The sequence below is a fragment of the Pseudoalteromonas sp. J2K-J599 genome, from assembly GCF_059295115.2.
In genome coordinates this window covers 468,164-484,187 of the sequence record NZ_CM200271.1, presented here as the reverse complement: position 1 = coordinate 484,187, position 16,024 = coordinate 468,164, and the positions used below count along the sequence as shown (strand labels likewise).

Sequence of the window (16,024 nt, the reverse complement as noted above, 5' to 3'; positions counted from 1 at the left end):
GTTTCAGCGACAAGACATCTATGTAGGAAGCTTATCGCGTTGTTATTTTTAAACCATTGCCGCCTTTACATAAACATCAAAACGGTTCTTTTTAGTTTTAATTTGCATACTTGGGGTTTTTTCGTTTAAGAATGGGGCGTAATCGGGGCGTTTTACAACGACACGCTTACTGGCAAGTGGATAGGCAAAATCAAGTAGGTCGTCTGCGTCGTTGTCTGCACCAACTAGCTCTTGAAATACGCGCATTTCTTTTTTAACTAATGCTGATTTTTCGCGATGCGGAAACATGGGATCTAAATAAACAACATCGGGCATGCTTTCGCACTGAGAGAGCAAGGTATGGCTTGAGCCAAATATTAGGCTCATGTTTTCTTTCATCCACACACCAATTTCAATATCGCTATAGGCTCGCTTTAACCCATCGTATAAAAGGGCTGCAACAACCGGATGACGTTCATGTAATATGACTTTACACCCTAGCGAGGCAAGTACAAAGCCGTCTCGCCCAAGGCCTGCGGTAGCATCAAGCACAACAGGCGTTGCACCTTTATTTAAGCCAACTGCTTTGGCAATTGCTTGCCCTTTACCACCGCCAAACTTACGCCTATGGGCAGCAGCACCGGTTACAAAATCAACATTAATTGCACCTAGTTTAGGCTCGTCGGTTTTAAATAGGCTTAACCCTTTATCATCGTAATGTAAGCTAAAGCCACTGCAATTTTGCGCCCATTGGGCTAAACCAAAGCGTGTTTCTAATTCATTTAAATAGGGACGTAACTCTTTAAAAGCACACTGAATAACCACAATAAACTCCGACGATAAAATACGCCTGTAGTATATCAACCGCTTTACTTTAAAGCACTAAAATAGCTCTATATCACTGTGATGATTCGTATTGACCTTTGCGGCTTCCGCTTTAGTGCGTAAATTAGATATAAGTTCATTGCGGCTTTCGGCAACTTGTTTTAGCTGATATTTGATAAAGGCTAAATCGCTATTAGCCGATACAAATAACTGCATTGTTTGATCTAATTGAGATATATATAAGGTGAGATCGGCAGGATTTGCTTGTGTTTGTTGTAGCTTAATAGCGCAGTCCAGCTCATGTAGCTGCTCTATAAACACTTTAGTACTTTTGTTTTGCTCTATATTTTGTGTAGTTAACTGCTTAACAATATCTTGAAGGGCTGTACTTATTTGAGCTGCCTGCTCATAACTGCTTTCGCTTCTTTCCATGGTAATAACCTTCTCGTTAGTTACTTCTAATATATGCGGGAACAGATCTTTATAGCGCCCGAACAAAGCATCGTTATCAACTGGCATATTTTTTATTAAAAGTGATACTTTGGGGTAATTAATTATAGTACTACTACCAATATCAACAAATCGTTGAGCTTGTCTGTGTTGCTCCAGCAGCTCTTGCTCTAACGGGCAAACACCGCTTTGCTGGCTGTAAAAAACACCTGTTCCTTGATACCAAAAAACAACCACAACATCTAAATTTAAAGGAGCAAAAAAGGTAAAAAAGTGTTCACTCAACGATTGAAAGTTATTAGCATGATAACTTTGTCCAACGTAGCGCATTATACGGCCCATATCGCCCGACTCTGTCATCGCTATTTCCGCTGTTTTATTCGCTTTTGCTATATCCAGTTTTAGTTTTGTGCATTTTTGCCTATATTCGTAAAGTACCTTTATTCGCGCTATTAACTCTTCTGCATTAAAAGGTTTTGTAATGTAATCAGATGCGCCAACGCTATAACCTTTTACACGATCGCTTAGCTCTATTTTAGATGAGAGAAACATAACGGGAATATCTTGAGTGCTTTCACTGTGCTTTATCGTTTTACATACGTCATAGCCTGACATACCTGGCATTTCAATATCGAGTAAAATAATATCAGGGTTATATTTATTGGTTAGCCTTAATCCTTCATCGCCATCTTTTGCATGAATTATTTTACAAAACCCTGCTAAAGACTCTTCAATTATATGATGAACATACTTGTCGTCATCAATTGCCAATACCAACTTTGCCATGCCTTAATCCATTTTAATAGGTGTGCTAAAAGCATAGTACGGTAGGATGAAATTACTAAAAATTATTAGATAATAATTTACAAACAATAAAAAAGCGCCATTTAGGCGCTTTAATTTGGTTTGTGCTAAATATTAGCTTTTTAAGCTGCAATACCGCTGTGGCGTAATAACGCGTCAACGTTAGGCTCACGACCACGGAACTTTTTAAATAATTCCATTGGCTCTTCACTGCCGCCTTTTTCTAAAATATTTTGCATGAAGGCTTGACCAGTTTGCGGGTTAAAAATACCTTCTTCTTCAAATTTAGAATAAGCATCAGCAGAGAGAACTTCAGCCCATTTATATGAGTAATAACCAGCGCTGTAACCGCCTGCAAAAATGTGGCTAAAGCCATGCTGAAAACGGTTAAATTCAGGTGGATTAACGACTGAGGTACGGCTGCGCACGTCGTTTAGTACGGCTTGAATTTGACACTCTTCACCCGCTTTATAATCATTGTGGATTTTAAAGTCGAATAACGAGAACTCAATTTGACGTAGCATTTGCATGCCTGAGTTATAGTTTTTAGCCGCAAGTAGCTTATCAAGTAGCTCTTTAGGTAACGGCTCGCCCGTTTCATAATGGCCTGAAATAAAGCTCAATGCTTCTTCTTCATAACACCAGTTTTCTAAAAACTGACTAGGAAGCTCTACCGCATCCCACGCTACACCATTAATACCCGCAACAGGAGCAGCATCAACTTGTGTAAGCATATGGTGAATACCATGACCAAACTCGTGGAATAAGGTTGTCACCTCGTCATGAGTAAACAATGCAGGTTTATCGCCAACCGCTTTATTAAAGTTACACACTAAATAAGCCACTGGAGTTTGTAGTTCGCCGTTAGCACGTACTTTACGACCCATACAGTCGTCCATCCACGCCCCGCCGCGTTTACGGTCGCGTGCATATAAATCGAGATAAAAACGTCCGCGTAGAGTATTGCTACTATCTACAATTTCAAAAAAACGTACATCTTTGTGATAAGTATCAAAGTCAGTAACTTCTTTTACGCTAATACCAAATAAGCGGTTAACGGTTTCGAATAAGCCACTTAATACTTTATTTGCTGGGAAGTAAGGACGCAGTACTTCATCTGAAATAGCGTACTTTTCTTGCTTAAGTTTTTCGCTGTAGTAACCAAAATCCCATGCCTGTAATTCAGAAATACCATGTTTTTGCTCAGCATAGGCTTTTAACTCTGCCACTTCTTGTTCTGCTTGTGGTTTTGATTTAGCCGCTAGGTCTTCTAAAAACGAGAATACTTGCGCTGGTGTTTCGGCCATTTTAGTTGCCAATGACTTTTCAGCGTAGCTGTTGAATCCTAATAACTGTGCAAGTTCATGGCGAAGCGCAAGCTCCTCACTCATAATCTGTGAGTTATCAAATTCACCAGCATTAGGGCCTTGATCTGATGCGCGCGTAGAAAACGCGGTGTAAGTTTCTCTGCGTAATTCGCGGTTATCTGCATAGGTCATAATTGGTAAATACGACGGAAAATCAAGGGTAAATACCCAACCGTCTAACTCTTTACTTTTTGCAGTGTCAGCTGCAAGCGCTAAAGCAGATTCTGGCAAGCCAGCTAAGTCGCTTTCATCAGTAATATGCTTGTGCCAAGCAAGTGTGGCATCCATTACGTTGTTGCCAAATTTTGAGGCAAGTTCTGATAAACGCGCGCTAATTTCGCCGTAGCGTTTTTGCTGCTTCGGCGCTAATGCAATACCCGATAATTTAAAGTCACGAAGCGCATTAGTAATTGTTTTTTGCTGTGCTGTAGTCAGCGTTTTAAATTCGTCGCTGTTATAAAGCGTATTATACGCGTTGTATAAACCTTGATGCTGACCTACAAATGTTGAATATTCAGATATTAACGGTAAGCACTGCTCGTAAGCTTCACGTAATTCGTCGTTATTCATTACTGAATTTAAATGCGATACAGGGGAGAACATACGCGATAATTTGTCGTCGGCTTCTTCAAGGGGTAATACTAAGTCATCCCACGTGTACGAACCTTTCGCTAGCACGTCATCAATGGCTTTACGACAAAGCTCAATACCGTCTTTTAGTGCTGGTACTACGTACTCAGGCTTTATTTTTGAAAATGGTGGTAAGCCTTCAAGGCCAATTAGTGGGTTGCTCATAAATACTCTCTTTGCGTTAATGCATTACGTTTTAAATTGGGTCTAAAAGTAAAAAAACAACTCAGCCGCTTTTAAGTTGTTTAATTTTAATAAGGTTGTTCTAAAGCAAAACACAAATAACCCATTAATGAGTCGGCCACTTTATAACGATCTAGTACCGTATCAACTAGGTTATTACTGCATATTTGCTTTTGAGTAAGTGGGCTAATGGCTATAAAGTCTTTTCGTTTGAGCTCATCTATTAAGGGATGATCTTTTTCAAAACCCCTTGGTGGGCGTTTTAGCGACTCTCCTGACATTTCAAAAATAGATTTAAATTGCTCATCATAAATTGCTTTTTTATAGCTATTTGGGTTTTCATCTATGCAGGTTCTAATTGCATTAAGCGCCTTTGATTCTGGTCGCCAAATACCAGCACCTACAAAACATTCGTCATTTGCTAAGTGAAAATAAAAACCAGGGGCGTGTACGTCTTTTCCCATAAAATGGCGAAATTGAATCCCTACATTAATTTTATATGGGGTTTTATCTTTACTAAAACGCGCGTCTTTATGGATTCTCATTAAACTACCGCCGACTTTTTTATCAGATGCGACAAAATGGCTAGAAACCTCAGCAAGTGGTGCTTGCATTTGCCTAATGAAATCTAAAGCGGGCTCTCTTACGTATTCCTCATACTGTGATTTATGGTCGTTAAACCAGTCTCTATTATTGTTTTGATCAAGCTGAGCAAGAAATTCGAATGTTTTTTTACTAAACATAGGTCACCTAAACACTCTTTATTTTTAAAACTTAATGTTATGCTAATGCGCATAAAACTCAACGCCTAAGGACATAAAATGACACAACACTTTGATTATATTGCAATCGGTGGTGGCAGTGGTGGTATTGCCTCTGCAAATAGAGCGGCAATGCGTGGCGCTAAAGTAGCACTTATAGAAGCAAAACACATGGGCGGCACGTGTGTAAACGTAGGCTGCGTACCTAAAAAAGTAATGTGGCACGGTGCTCAGGTTGCTGAAGCAATTAATTTATATGCCCCAGATTACGGCTTTAATGTTGAAGTTAAAGGCTTTGATTGGAGCAAGTTAGTAGAAAGCCGTGAAGCCTACATAGGTCGAATTCATAAAGGTTACGACAGTGGCCTTGCTAGCAATGGCGTTACTGTAATTAAAGGTTTTGCTAAATTTGTAGATAATAAAACAGTTGAAGTAAACGGCGAGCACTACACAGCCGATCATATATTAATTGCAGTAGGTGGACGCCCAAGTATTCCGCATATTGAAGGTGCTGAACACGGTATCGATTCAAATGACTTTTTTGAGCTAAAAGAGCAACCTAAGCGCGTTGCCGTTATTGGCGCAGGCTACATAGCCGTCGAGCTTGCTGGTGTATTACATGGTTTAGGTACTGAAACACATTTATTTGTTCGTAAGCATTCTCCACTTCGTAACTTTGACCCATACATAGTTGAAACACTTGTTGATGTTATGGCTGCTGAAGGCCCTACTCTTCATACAGAATCTGTACCTCATAAATTAGTTAAAGAAGATGATGGCTCTGTAACGCTACATTTAGATAATGGTAAAACTCATAACGTTGACCAAGTAATTTGGGCCATTGGCCGCCAGCCAACAACAGATGCAATTAATGTAGCCGCTGCCGGCGTAGAAGTTAACAGCGATGGTTTTGTTAAAGTTGATGAGTTTCAAAATACCACAGCTAAAAACGTTTATGCTGTTGGTGATATTATCGAAAACGGTATTGAACTTACGCCTGTAGCAGTTAAAGCAGGGCGTACTTTATCTGAGCGTTTATTTAATAAAGAACTACCAGATGACTTAAAGATGGATTACAGCTTGGTTCCTACTGTTGTATTTAGTCACCCACCAATTGGTACTATTGGCCTTACTGAACAAGAAGCTATTTCTCAGTATGGCGAAGAAAACGTTAAGATTTACCAATCTGGTTTTACAGCTATGTACACAGCGGTAACTAAACATCGCCAGCCTTGTAAAATGAAGCTTGTATGTGCCGGCCCAGACGAAAAAGTAGTTGGCCTACATGGTATTGGTTTTGCGGTTGATGAAATGATTCAAGGTTTTGCAGTTGCCATGAAAATGGGCGCTACTAAAGCTGATTTTGATGCCGTTGTTGCGATTCACCCAACAGGTTCTGAAGAGTTTGTTACTATGCGCTAGGCGCTAGGCGCTAAACTCTAAGCGCTCAATTATAAAAAGCCCTTGTTAAGTAATTAGTAAGGGCTTTTTAATGCTTGTTATATTTTGCACAACAAACCACTTAAAACGTCACATTAAAAACATCCATTCAACATTAAATAAATATCCAAGCCATTATTTTAACAGCAAAAATTTTAGACCGATAAAAAGGTTAAAAGTTTAAATTTTGTTTTGGCTTTAAAGCATTTTAACGATTAGAATCCCGCGCATTTATAGTTTCTCTTGGTTATTTATGTTTTTACTGCGATCTTTTATTTATTTATTATGCCTAGCGGGTGTTGCTCATTTAATTCAACTTGAAGGTTTTGAATTAAAACAGTATGCACTTTACAGTGAAGAAACTCTTACCGAACATATGCAAGATATTTTAACTTTTTTAAGCTGTATTTTGTTTTTCTATGCTTCGCGAATTAACTTTCAACTCAAAATACCGGCAGTATTACTTGCTGCGTTATCGGCAATGATGTTTGTAAGAGAGTTTGATACCTACCTCGACTTATACTTTTTTGATGGCGCTTGGCAAAGTATCGTCTATTCAATTTTAGCTGGCGTGTTTGTTTATTTAATAACAAACAGAGGAAGTATTTTTAACTCTTTAAAAGCCTATAGCCTCACTCCTAGTTATGGAATTTGCTTATCAGGCATGGTTACTTTACTCGCATTTTCGCGAATGATGGGCAAAGGCGCATTTTGGCATTCAGTAATGGGCGATGACTACGTACGTGCAGTAAAAAACATTGTTGAAGAGGGTATAGAAACGCTTGGCTATACTCTAATCTTTATTTCAGCCATTGAGCTTGTACTCATATGCCGAAAAAGAATGGCTAAAAATCACAAACATTGCACTGATGAAGTAACTCAATAGCGTTTCTCCATTTTTATTGGTTACTTTTTTTGCACTAAATTTGCTAATTGGTTTAATAAATCAATATACTGAGCCTGTTTTTATCAACTCGCGTTTAATTGGATATTATGACTAAAGATATATTACTGCATCCGTTTCTTCTTTCAATTGTAATGATCACAATTGCATTTGTACTAAAAGTGCTTGTTGATAAGCTTGCTAAAAGTCGCGCAGAAAAAAAAGAAAAAGACATCCGTTACATCGCACACAATATTAAGCACTTTGTTAATTTTGTAATGATGATATCGCTGCTGTTTGTGTGGTCTACCGAAATTCAAAACTTTGCACTTTCTATTGCTGCTTTTGCTGTGGCGATTGTGCTTGCAACGCGTGAGTTTATTCAGTGTGTAATAGGCTTTTTTTACCTCGTAACAACTCGCCCGTTTAGAGTCGGTGATTGGATACAAGTTGGTGATTACTTTGGTGAAGTAGCTGAAACGGATTGGATAAAAACAACCATGCATGAAATTGATATACATACTTATCAATTTTCTAGAAAAACCATATACATACCTAATAATAAGCTGATTACCAGCTCTATTAAAAACTTAAACTTTGTAAAACGCTTTGTTACACATCATTTTATTATTGTCCGAAGAGAGAGCTTTAATCCGTACCCTATTCACGACACACTGACTGAGCAAGCTAAACTGTACTGCGAAGAGTTTCAAGAAGTAGCAAGCCGTTATAATTCGATGATTGAGCGCAAACTTGATGCAAAAATATCTGGCCCGGAGCCAGTAATTCACTTTGGTACAACTGATTTAGGTGAATTTAAAGCAAGCTTTACCTTGTTTTGTCCTACAGAAAAAGCGCTTGAGATAGAGCATAAATTAACAGAGTGCTTTTTTTCATTATGGTATAAAGAGGCTGAAAAAAATAAAGAGGATGAAGGAGAAGCCTAAACCTCGCCTACACAAAGTAAAAATACAAATCGTAGGTGCGAATTTATTTCGCGCTCTATTTCTAAGTCTGTATTTAAAAAGCGAGGTGTAAAACCTCACCTACAATAAACATCAAGCACGTAGGTGCGAATTCACTTCGCGCTTGAGTAATATTTAAGCTGTACCACCGACTGTTAGCCGATCAATTTTAAGGCTTGGTTGGCCTACGCCTACCGGTACGCTTTGACCATCTTTACCACACACACCAACACCTTTATCAAGTGCTAAGTCGTTACCAACCATCGATATTTGCTGCATTACTTCTGGGCCATTACCAATAAGCGTTGCGCCTTTAATTGGTTGGGTAATTTTACCATTTTCGATTAAATACGCTTCTGATGCGCTAAATACAAACTTACCTGACGTTATATCAACTTGCCCGCCGCCAAAGTTAGGCGCGAATACCCCTTTTTTAACTGAGCTTATAATATCGGCTTGGCTGTGCTCTCCACCTAACATGTAGGTATTAGTCATGCGAGGCATTGGTAAATGTGCATACGACTCACGGCGTGCGTTACCGGTAGGGCTTACACCCATTAAACGCGCGTTTAGCTTATCTTGCATATAGCCTTTTAAAATACCGTTTTCGATAAGAACGTTGTAAGCGGCTGGTGTGCCTTCGTCATCTACATTAAGTGAGCCACGGCGATCGGCCATGGTGCCATCATCAACAACTGTACACAGCTCAGATGCTACTTTTTGGCCTACTTTACCACTAAACGCAGACGCGCCTTTGCGGTTAAAGTCGCCTTCAAGTCCGTGCCCTACCGCTTCGTGTAAAAGCACGCCAGGCCAACCATTACCAAGTACAACTTCCATCGTGCCTGCAGGGGCATCAATAGCCTCAAGATTTACTTTAGCTTGGCGTACCGCTTCTTCAGCAAATTCCATCCAACGCGGTTTACCGTCAACAAGTTCTTTAAAGTAACCATAATCTAAACGAGCACCACCGCCTGCGCCACCGCGTTCACGGCGACCATTTTTTTCAAGCAGTACTGAGCAGTTTAAACGAATAAGCGGGCGAATATCGGTCGCAAACGTACCATCACTTGCTGCGATTAATACTTCTTCGTAAACCGCTGACATTGAACTAATTACTTGCTCTGCATCGGGTGCTAGTTCGCGAATATAGTTTTCAAGTTCGCGTAATAAGCTCACCTTGTCGGTGTCGCTCATACTCGAAATTGGCTGATGCGGTGCAAATTGCTCTTTAGCTTTAACATCACTAAATACTTTAATCGCTCTATCTTCGCCAGCATCTGCAATGCTACGAGCCGCTGTAGCCGCTTTATTAAGTGCTTCAAGATTTATTGCATCAGAGTAAGAAAATCCTGTTTTTTCGCCGCTTACAGCACGTACACCAACGCCACGTTCAACGTTATAAGAGCCTTCTTTAACTAAGCCGTCTTCAAGCACCCATGATTCGTGGTGGCTTGATTGAAAATATAAATCGGCATAATCCACTTTATGCTGATGTATGTAAGCGAGCGTTTTTTCGAGCTCTTCTCTATTTAGCTGGCTGTCGTGTAGTAAATGCTGTTCAACCGAATTCATAATAAATGCTCTCTAAATCGTTGATGAGACTGCACGGGCATATCTCGTCTAATTTTTTGTAACTGGTCTAAATCTGCGTTGCAGCTTATAAAACCGGTGCCTGTTGGCAATTCACTCAGGATACTTCCCCAAGGCGAAATAATAATACTGTGGCCATATGTTTGTCGGCCATTTTCATGTGTACCGTACTGAGCTGCTGCAACTACATAACATTGTGTTTCTATTGCGCGAGCTGCTAATAATGGCTGCCAATGCGCTTGTCCTGTGACGACTGTAAATGCACTTGGTACTAAAATAATATCGGCGCCTTGGCGTACTAGTTCGTTGAATAAGCCACTAAAGCGCAGATCATAACATACTGTTAAGCCTATTTTACCAAAGGGAGAATCAACAACAACCAAATCGCTACCTGCTTGGGTAAAATCTGACTCTCGATAGCTACCTGTTTGATCATCTACGTTTACATCAAATAAATGTATTTTGTTATACGTTGCAACCAGCTCGCCTTGATTATTATATAAGTGCGATGCTGCATAATATTTATGTTCGTTAAATGGCTCAGGCATTGTCCCTGCATTTAACCAAATATTATGGTGTTGGCACAATTCACTAAGTTGTAGTTTGTATCGCTCAACTTGCTTAGCAACACGTAACGTATCGTTACCACTTTTACTAAACACTAAAAAAGCCTCAGGCAAACAAACAAGTAATGGTCTTGTTGCGGGGAGTGTTTTAAGTGCACGCTTTAAGCTTGCTATGTTGTCATCAGGGCTTAGCCCTGAACACATTTGCAGGGCAACTATTGTGGGAGTGCTTAGTATTTCAGTTTTGTTCATTGCGTTACTGTTACTTGTGCATCTTTAAGTTTTAAATCGACTGATGCTTGTGGCTGATTTTGCGCAGCTTGAGGAAGCGTAACTTCACGACTTTTTCTGTCGAGTTCTTGAACAATAGGATCGTTCATTTTACCCGTTACTTTAAAGTTGATCTCTGAGATGACGCGCGCAGAATGAATAACTTTATCAATTGCTAAGGCAGCAAGCCCTGTTACTGGGTTTACCATCCATGCAACTATAACCGGAATACTCGAGGTTACCTGCGGCGCTACAGCAAGATCATAATCTATATCAAGCGTGTTTAAATTTGCATAACCTTTAATGGTTAAATCGGCGGGTACGCCGTCCATTTTGGTATCTTTAGTGTAAGCAATACCGTTTTCTAACTGCATAGTGCCTTGCATGCTGTTATAAAAAAAGCCCTTTGAAAACACATCTCTAAAATCAAGTTTCAGCTTGCGTACTAATGAATCAAGGCTCAGTAACGAAAATACGCGTGCCCCGCCATCGCTAACTTCAGTTAAGTGACCTTCTCCTAAATCCCAAGCTATCTCGCCACTTAAACTTTTCACATCAAAATCATAAGGTGCTGCTTGCCAAGTAAGATCATAATTTAGATCGGCTTTTGAGTCTTTAATCGCGGAGGTTATATCAAACTCACCAAACAGTGCGCCTATGTCATCACTTTTAAGCTCGCCACTTAGCGTTGTTAATCCATTTTGCCACTGCCCTTTAGTGCGCAGTAAATGATCGCCTTTATCGACTACAAGTTCTGATATTGATAAACGCTCTCCATCACCTAATAATGACGCACTCACTTTATCAAGTTGGTAGCGGTCAATTTTGCAATCACTACATTCAAACTCAATGGCAGGTATTTTAGTAAGCCAGCTCAAGTCTTTCTCAGGAAGTACATCTGTTATTTCAAGTACTTGCTCATTGTGCGGTGCAAAATTAAGCCTTAAGTAATCGGCATTAATTCGTATGGGCTGGCTAGGCTGTGATGTAGGGATAAAAACCCCAGCTCTAAGTTCTTTAGCATTTAGCTTTAGGTATAAATCGTCTTTTGATGGTGCTAAACGCATTTCAAAATCATTAAAGATGATGTTACTCGCATCAAGCATACCTATATTTGCGACCACCTCATTAAGCGGTGGCATAATCCCTTTTGATTTTTTATCTGGGTTTGCTTTACCTGCTTTAATTATTTGATCAATCAGATCAAACCAAGGCACTAGTTCACTCTGTTCAAGATTTATATTTACGCTTAAGTCTTTTTGGTTTAATCCTAAATCTTGTTTTCCGAGCACAAAATGGACATTACTAAACTGTGATTTTCCATTTTCTAAAATAGCATTAAAGTAAAACTGTTGATTAGCGTTTGCGGTAATGAGATTAGAAATATCATCACCTTGTACTACTGCATCAAGCGCCCACACTTGTTCACTATTTTTATTATAAGGTGCAGGTAGATTACTTGTTAGACCAAGTAGCTCCGAAGTAACTTGGGCGCGGTAATTAAAACCTTGTTCTTCAAAATTAAGTACTAAGCCAATATCAACATCACTTTGCCCGCTTAAATAATTTTTCAATATGCCTTGTCCACTATCTATTAGTGTATCGGCATCAATTTTGGCGTTTATATCTATGTTTGCTTGGTAATTTTTTGCATCACTTTTACTGCTGTAATCAATAGTTAGCGGCATGCCCAGCCACTTCGCAGTCGCATTTTTAAGTGTGATATTGTCGTTTTTAAAATTAAGCTCGCCAGTTAAGTTTTTAAGCTCAATCCCTGGCGTTGCTATAAATACTGGCAAGTCATTTAAATTAACCTTGCCGCTAACACTGGCCCCACCTTTAAATTTTGAGCCTACTAAAAGCTCAATACTGGCATCGGCTTCGCCTTTGCCCTGCACAACTTTAAAAATTTCAGCAAGAGGTTTAGCAATAGGTGTCGCTGCAAAAAAGTCATGTAACTTTTCCATTTGTGCTTTTTTATCAATTTGCACAATAAGTTCATCAGCATGCATTAAATCTGCAATGCTTACCTGTACACTATTACCAATATCTAAATTAACCAACTTACCTTGCTGGCTATATATGTCCATACGCTCATTATCAAAATGTAGCTGTACATTAGCATTAGTGACCGCAGGCCAATCAGGGTCAAACTCATAGGTTGCATTGTCTATTTGTGCTAATACATCAAACTGACCACTACCATCAGTAAATGGGAAACCAGACAAAGGCCCTGCAAATAAGACCTGTGCTTTAGATACTTCTCCGCCTTTAATTGCACCATTTAAATAGCTAATAAGTTCAGAGCTCATCGCTTTTAATGGGAAGTAATGACCTGCAATATTGGCATCTGGAGCGAACGCTTCTGCGTAAAGATCTAATCGAGGATCATCTGTTAGGCTAATTTGTAATTCTGCAGCAAGAGTAACTTCATCATTATCAAACCAGATATTGTCACTACTTATATGCCAGCCATCATCTCGCTTAGCTAAATCTAGCTCTACATTTAGCTGATTATAATTTATGTCGTTACTAAAGCTTTCGCCTGTAACTAATGTGCCATTTTCACCAAATAAATTTATTCGACCAGTACTTTGGGTAAGTAAACCATTTACTCTAAGTTCTTGCGCTGCTGGTACCGATCTTAATTCTTGCCAGCCAATATTGTTAGCCTCAAACCATAATTGCCATTGCTGTGCATTAGAAAAACTTAAATAAGCTTGATCTATTTGCCCACTAGGTTGGCGTTCTAAAAATGGTTCAAGTGCATTAAAATTACTTAGCCCGGCTAGGTTACTCAGTAATTCAAAATCAACTTGATGCAGCCACACCTTATTCTGTAGCCCTAGTTGGGCTTCAAACTCTAAACTTGGCCATGCTTTATCGTTACTATTAAATGTTAAACCGGTGCTTTTTAAGTGCCAGCTATTTTGTTCTGGATATAGATGGAATCCACCTTCACTCAAACTAACTTGGTGGCTTTGCTCTTCTCGCTGCCAGCGTACAAAGCTTGGTAACCACTGCATTTTCACATCGCTTACAAAACCTTTATCTAGTTTTAGCCATGCTTGTAAATTAATATCGCTATGCAGTTGTTGTTTTTGCGTATTTATATATTGCGCTAACCAGTTAGATACATCGACCTTATTAGCCTGCACATAGATGTCGCCCGCTACTTGCTCTAGAGTATCCCCGGTAAGTGCTATGCGCGCGTCAAAGTCTCCGACCGAAATACCCGGCAGTGCTAAGCTTCCACTACCAAGATGCTGCTCATCTTCATTTTGCCAAACAATGTTTTGAAGAAGTAATTTACGTTCTTTACCGTCTTCTAAAATAAAGTTAATACTGGAATTTTCTATTGCAAAATGACCCGTTTTACCCAAAAACAGTTCTTCAATTAGCTCTTTTTGCTCAAAAGAAACTTCGTCGTTGTCACCGGTTTTAAATAAGTTGGTGATATTTACACTGGTGTGAAAACCATTAATAACAAAATAATTAGATCTAAGTTGCAGTGCTTTTAAGCTTTCCCATAGGTTTAGCTCTAAGCTGGTTTTAGCAATGGTGAGTGATATTGGTGCGGTTTCGTTATCTTTAAACGATAAATTTTCTAGCACTAATGCAGGACCACTGCCCTGCCAACTAGCTGATATCTCACCGATAGATAAGCTTATTTCAAACTTTTCGTGTAAATAGCTTTCTATGTCACCTTTGTATTCGTTTGCATACGGGAGGGTATATTTTAAAATTGAAACAATAACGGCCAGTAATACCAAAATTATGGCGCAGGTCTGCCATAACTTTCTAAAACAAAAAAAACAGACCGCTTTTGCTTTCATTACATCATTACCACATCAAACTGTTCTTGGCTGTATAAGCTCTCTGTTTGAATATTGACTTGCTTACCAATAAATAGTTCAAGCTCAGCAAGGTTATGATACTCATCGTTTAGTAGGGCCTCACTTACAGCAGGCGCTGCATACACCATAAACTTGTCCGCTGCGTATGCTCGGTTAACACGCACTATTTCACGTAGTATTTCGTAGCAAACCGTTTCAACTGTTTTTTGTGAACCACGACCGGAACATGCTGGGCATACATCACATAAAATATGCTCTAAGCTTTCGCGTGTACGTTTACGCGTCATTTCAACAAGGCCAAGCGCTGAAAGCCCGTTAATATTCGTTTTAGTGCGATCTTTTGCAAGGGCTGATTCAAGTGAATGAAGCACCCGCCTTTTATGATCCTCACTTACCATATCGATAAAGTCGATAATGATAATACCGCCTAAGTTACGCAGCCTGAGCTGGCGGGCAATTGCAGAGGTTGCTTCTACGTTGGTATTAAAAATCGTTTCTTCTAAATTACGATGCCCTACAAATGCGCCTGTATTAACATCAACAGTCGTCATTGCTTCTGTTTGGTCAATAATTATATAACCACCCGATTTTAGCGTAACTTTACGATGTAGTGCTTTTTGAATTTCGTTTTCAACGTCAAACAAGTCAAATATAGGCCGCTCGCCTGGATAGTATTCAAGCACTTGAGAAAGCTGTGGAACAAACTCTTCTGTAAATAATTTTAGTTCTTCATAGCTGAGTTTAGAGTCAACGCGAATGCGCTCCATATCTTCGCCTACGTAGTCACGCAGGGTTCTAAAGGCAAGGGTTAAATCTTCGTGTAGGATACTGGCTTTACTCGTTTTTCTACGACGTGATGTTATTTTTTCCCATAATTTTCTTAAAAAGCCAGCATCGTGTCGTAATTCAGCTTCGCTAGCACCTTCGGCAGCTGTACGTACGATAAAGCTGCCATTTTCATCGCCATATTCTGCGACTATTTTTTTAAGACGTGAGCGCTCTTCTTCAGTTTCTATACGCTGACTAACCCCTACATGGGTCGCATCAGGCATAAACACTAAATAGCGAGAAGGAATAGTTATATCAGTGGTGAGCCTTGCGCCTTTAGTGCCTAGCGGATCTTTTACCACTTGCACCATAATGTATTGGCCTTGACGAACTAACTCTCTAATATCTTGTACTTTTTTTATTGGTACGTCGTCTACGCCTTCAACAATAGAAGCACTATTTACAATATCGGAAGCATGCAAAAATGCAGCCTTTTCAAGGCCGATATCAACAAAAGCAGCCTGCATACCAGGAAGTACGCGGCTTATTTTTCCTAAGTAAATATTGCCTACAATACCTAGGTTACCAATTCGCTCTAGCTGTATTTCTTGCAGTACACCGTTTTCTATTAGGGCAACACGGCTTTCGCTCGGTGTGACATTGATCAGTAATTCTGTACTCAT

11 protein-coding genes are annotated in these 16,024 nt (G+C 39.5%); 3 read left to right on the top strand and 8 right to left on the bottom strand.

Going from position 1 to position 16,024, the window contains the following annotated elements:
* Nucleotides 1-48: 48 nt before the first annotated feature.
* The 4 genes from AC5NT5_RS02125 to AC5NT5_RS02110 form a co-directional block, all read right to left on the bottom strand.
* Nucleotides 49-804: a class I SAM-dependent methyltransferase gene (locus AC5NT5_RS02125; protein WP_182671023.1), complete on the bottom strand. Its 756-nt coding sequence runs from the start codon at nucleotides 802-804 to the stop codon at nucleotides 49-51.
* 57 nt (nucleotides 805-861) lie between these two features.
* Nucleotides 862-2,040: a response regulator transcription factor gene (locus AC5NT5_RS02120; RefSeq protein WP_339719286.1), complete on the bottom strand. Its 1,179-nt coding sequence runs from the start codon at nucleotides 2,038-2,040 to the stop codon at nucleotides 862-864.
* 140 nt (nucleotides 2,041-2,180) lie between these two features.
* Entirely contained in the window at nucleotides 2,181-4,220 is a 2,040-nt protein-coding gene (gene prlC / locus AC5NT5_RS02115) for an oligopeptidase A (RefSeq protein ID WP_339719289.1), read from the bottom strand.
* Between the two features lie 86 nt (nucleotides 4,221-4,306).
* Complete coding sequence (locus AC5NT5_RS02110) at nucleotides 4,307-4,981, bottom strand: DUF2461 domain-containing protein (RefSeq protein WP_339719292.1); 675 nt, start codon at nucleotides 4,979-4,981, stop codon at nucleotides 4,307-4,309.
* 78 nt (nucleotides 4,982-5,059) lie between these two features.
* On the opposite strand from AC5NT5_RS02110, the gene gorA reads away from it, so the two are divergent.
* The 3 genes from gorA (at nucleotide 5,060) to AC5NT5_RS02095 (ending at nucleotide 8,269) form a co-directional block, all read left to right on the top strand.
* A complete protein-coding gene (gorA, locus tag AC5NT5_RS02105) occupies nucleotides 5,060-6,421 on the top strand; it encodes a glutathione-disulfide reductase (protein ID WP_494513270.1) in 1,362 nt (453 codons plus the stop codon).
* Between the two features lie 271 nt (nucleotides 6,422-6,692).
* Complete coding sequence (locus AC5NT5_RS02100; RefSeq protein ID WP_494513269.1) at nucleotides 6,693-7,325, top strand: hypothetical protein; 633 nt, start codon at nucleotides 6,693-6,695, stop codon at nucleotides 7,323-7,325.
* A 107-nt stretch (nucleotides 7,326-7,432) separates the two neighbouring features.
* Nucleotides 7,433-8,269, top strand: coding sequence for a mechanosensitive ion channel family protein (locus AC5NT5_RS02095; protein WP_494513268.1), 837 nt, complete (start codon nucleotides 7,433-7,435; stop codon nucleotides 8,267-8,269).
* 153 nt (nucleotides 8,270-8,422) lie between these two features.
* On the opposite strand, the gene tldD is transcribed toward AC5NT5_RS02095, so the two are convergent.
* From tldD to rng, 4 genes are read right to left on the bottom strand one after another with little or no spacing between them, the layout of a single operon-like run.
* Nucleotides 8,423-9,862: a metalloprotease TldD gene (gene tldD, locus AC5NT5_RS02090; protein ID WP_101163214.1), complete on the bottom strand. Its 1,440-nt coding sequence runs from the start codon at nucleotides 9,860-9,862 to the stop codon at nucleotides 8,423-8,425.
* Nucleotides 9,859-10,698, bottom strand: a complete 840-nt coding sequence (locus AC5NT5_RS02085; RefSeq protein WP_494513267.1) for a carbon-nitrogen hydrolase family protein — start codon at nucleotides 10,696-10,698, stop codon at nucleotides 9,859-9,861. The genes tldD and AC5NT5_RS02085 overlap by 4 nt, the downstream gene beginning before the upstream one ends.
* A complete protein-coding gene (locus tag AC5NT5_RS02080) occupies nucleotides 10,695-14,552 on the bottom strand; it encodes a YhdP family protein (RefSeq protein WP_339719753.1) in 3,858 nt (1,285 codons plus the stop codon). The genes AC5NT5_RS02085 and AC5NT5_RS02080 overlap by 4 nt, the downstream gene beginning before the upstream one ends.
* Nucleotides 14,552-16,024 (bottom strand): ribonuclease G, encoded by a 1,473-nt coding sequence (gene rng, locus AC5NT5_RS02075; protein ID WP_002958405.1) that lies wholly within the window; start codon nucleotides 16,022-16,024, stop codon nucleotides 14,552-14,554. Before rng ends, AC5NT5_RS02080 begins: the two co-directional genes overlap by 1 nt.

Coding starts and splice junctions, on each gene's coding strand:
- AC5NT5_RS02120 (WP_339719286.1), bottom strand. CDS start 2,040: ATGGCAAAGTTGGTATTGGCAATTGATGACGACAAGTATGTTCATCAT.
- prlC (WP_339719289.1), bottom strand. CDS start 4,220: ATGAGCAACCCACTAATTGGCCTTGAAGGCTTACCACCATTTTCAAAA.
- AC5NT5_RS02110 (WP_339719292.1), bottom strand. CDS start 4,981: ATGTTTAGTAAAAAAACATTCGAATTTCTTGCTCAGCTTGATCAAAAC.
- gorA (WP_494513270.1), top strand. CDS start 5,060: ATGACACAACACTTTGATTATATTGCAATCGGTGGTGGCAGTGGTGGT.
- AC5NT5_RS02100 (WP_494513269.1), top strand. CDS start 6,693: ATGTTTTTACTGCGATCTTTTATTTATTTATTATGCCTAGCGGGTGTT.
- AC5NT5_RS02095 (WP_494513268.1), top strand. CDS start 7,433: ATGACTAAAGATATATTACTGCATCCGTTTCTTCTTTCAATTGTAATG.
- tldD (WP_101163214.1), bottom strand. CDS start 9,862: ATGAATTCGGTTGAACAGCATTTACTACACGACAGCCAGCTAAATAGA.
- AC5NT5_RS02085 (WP_494513267.1), bottom strand. CDS start 10,698: ATGAACAAAACTGAAATACTAAGCACTCCCACAATAGTTGCCCTGCAA.
- AC5NT5_RS02080 (WP_339719753.1), bottom strand. CDS start 14,552: ATGAAAGCAAAAGCGGTCTGTTTTTTTTGTTTTAGAAAGTTATGGCAG.
- rng (WP_002958405.1), bottom strand. CDS start 16,024: ATGAGTACAGAATTACTGATCAATGTCACACCGAGCGAAAGCCGTGTT.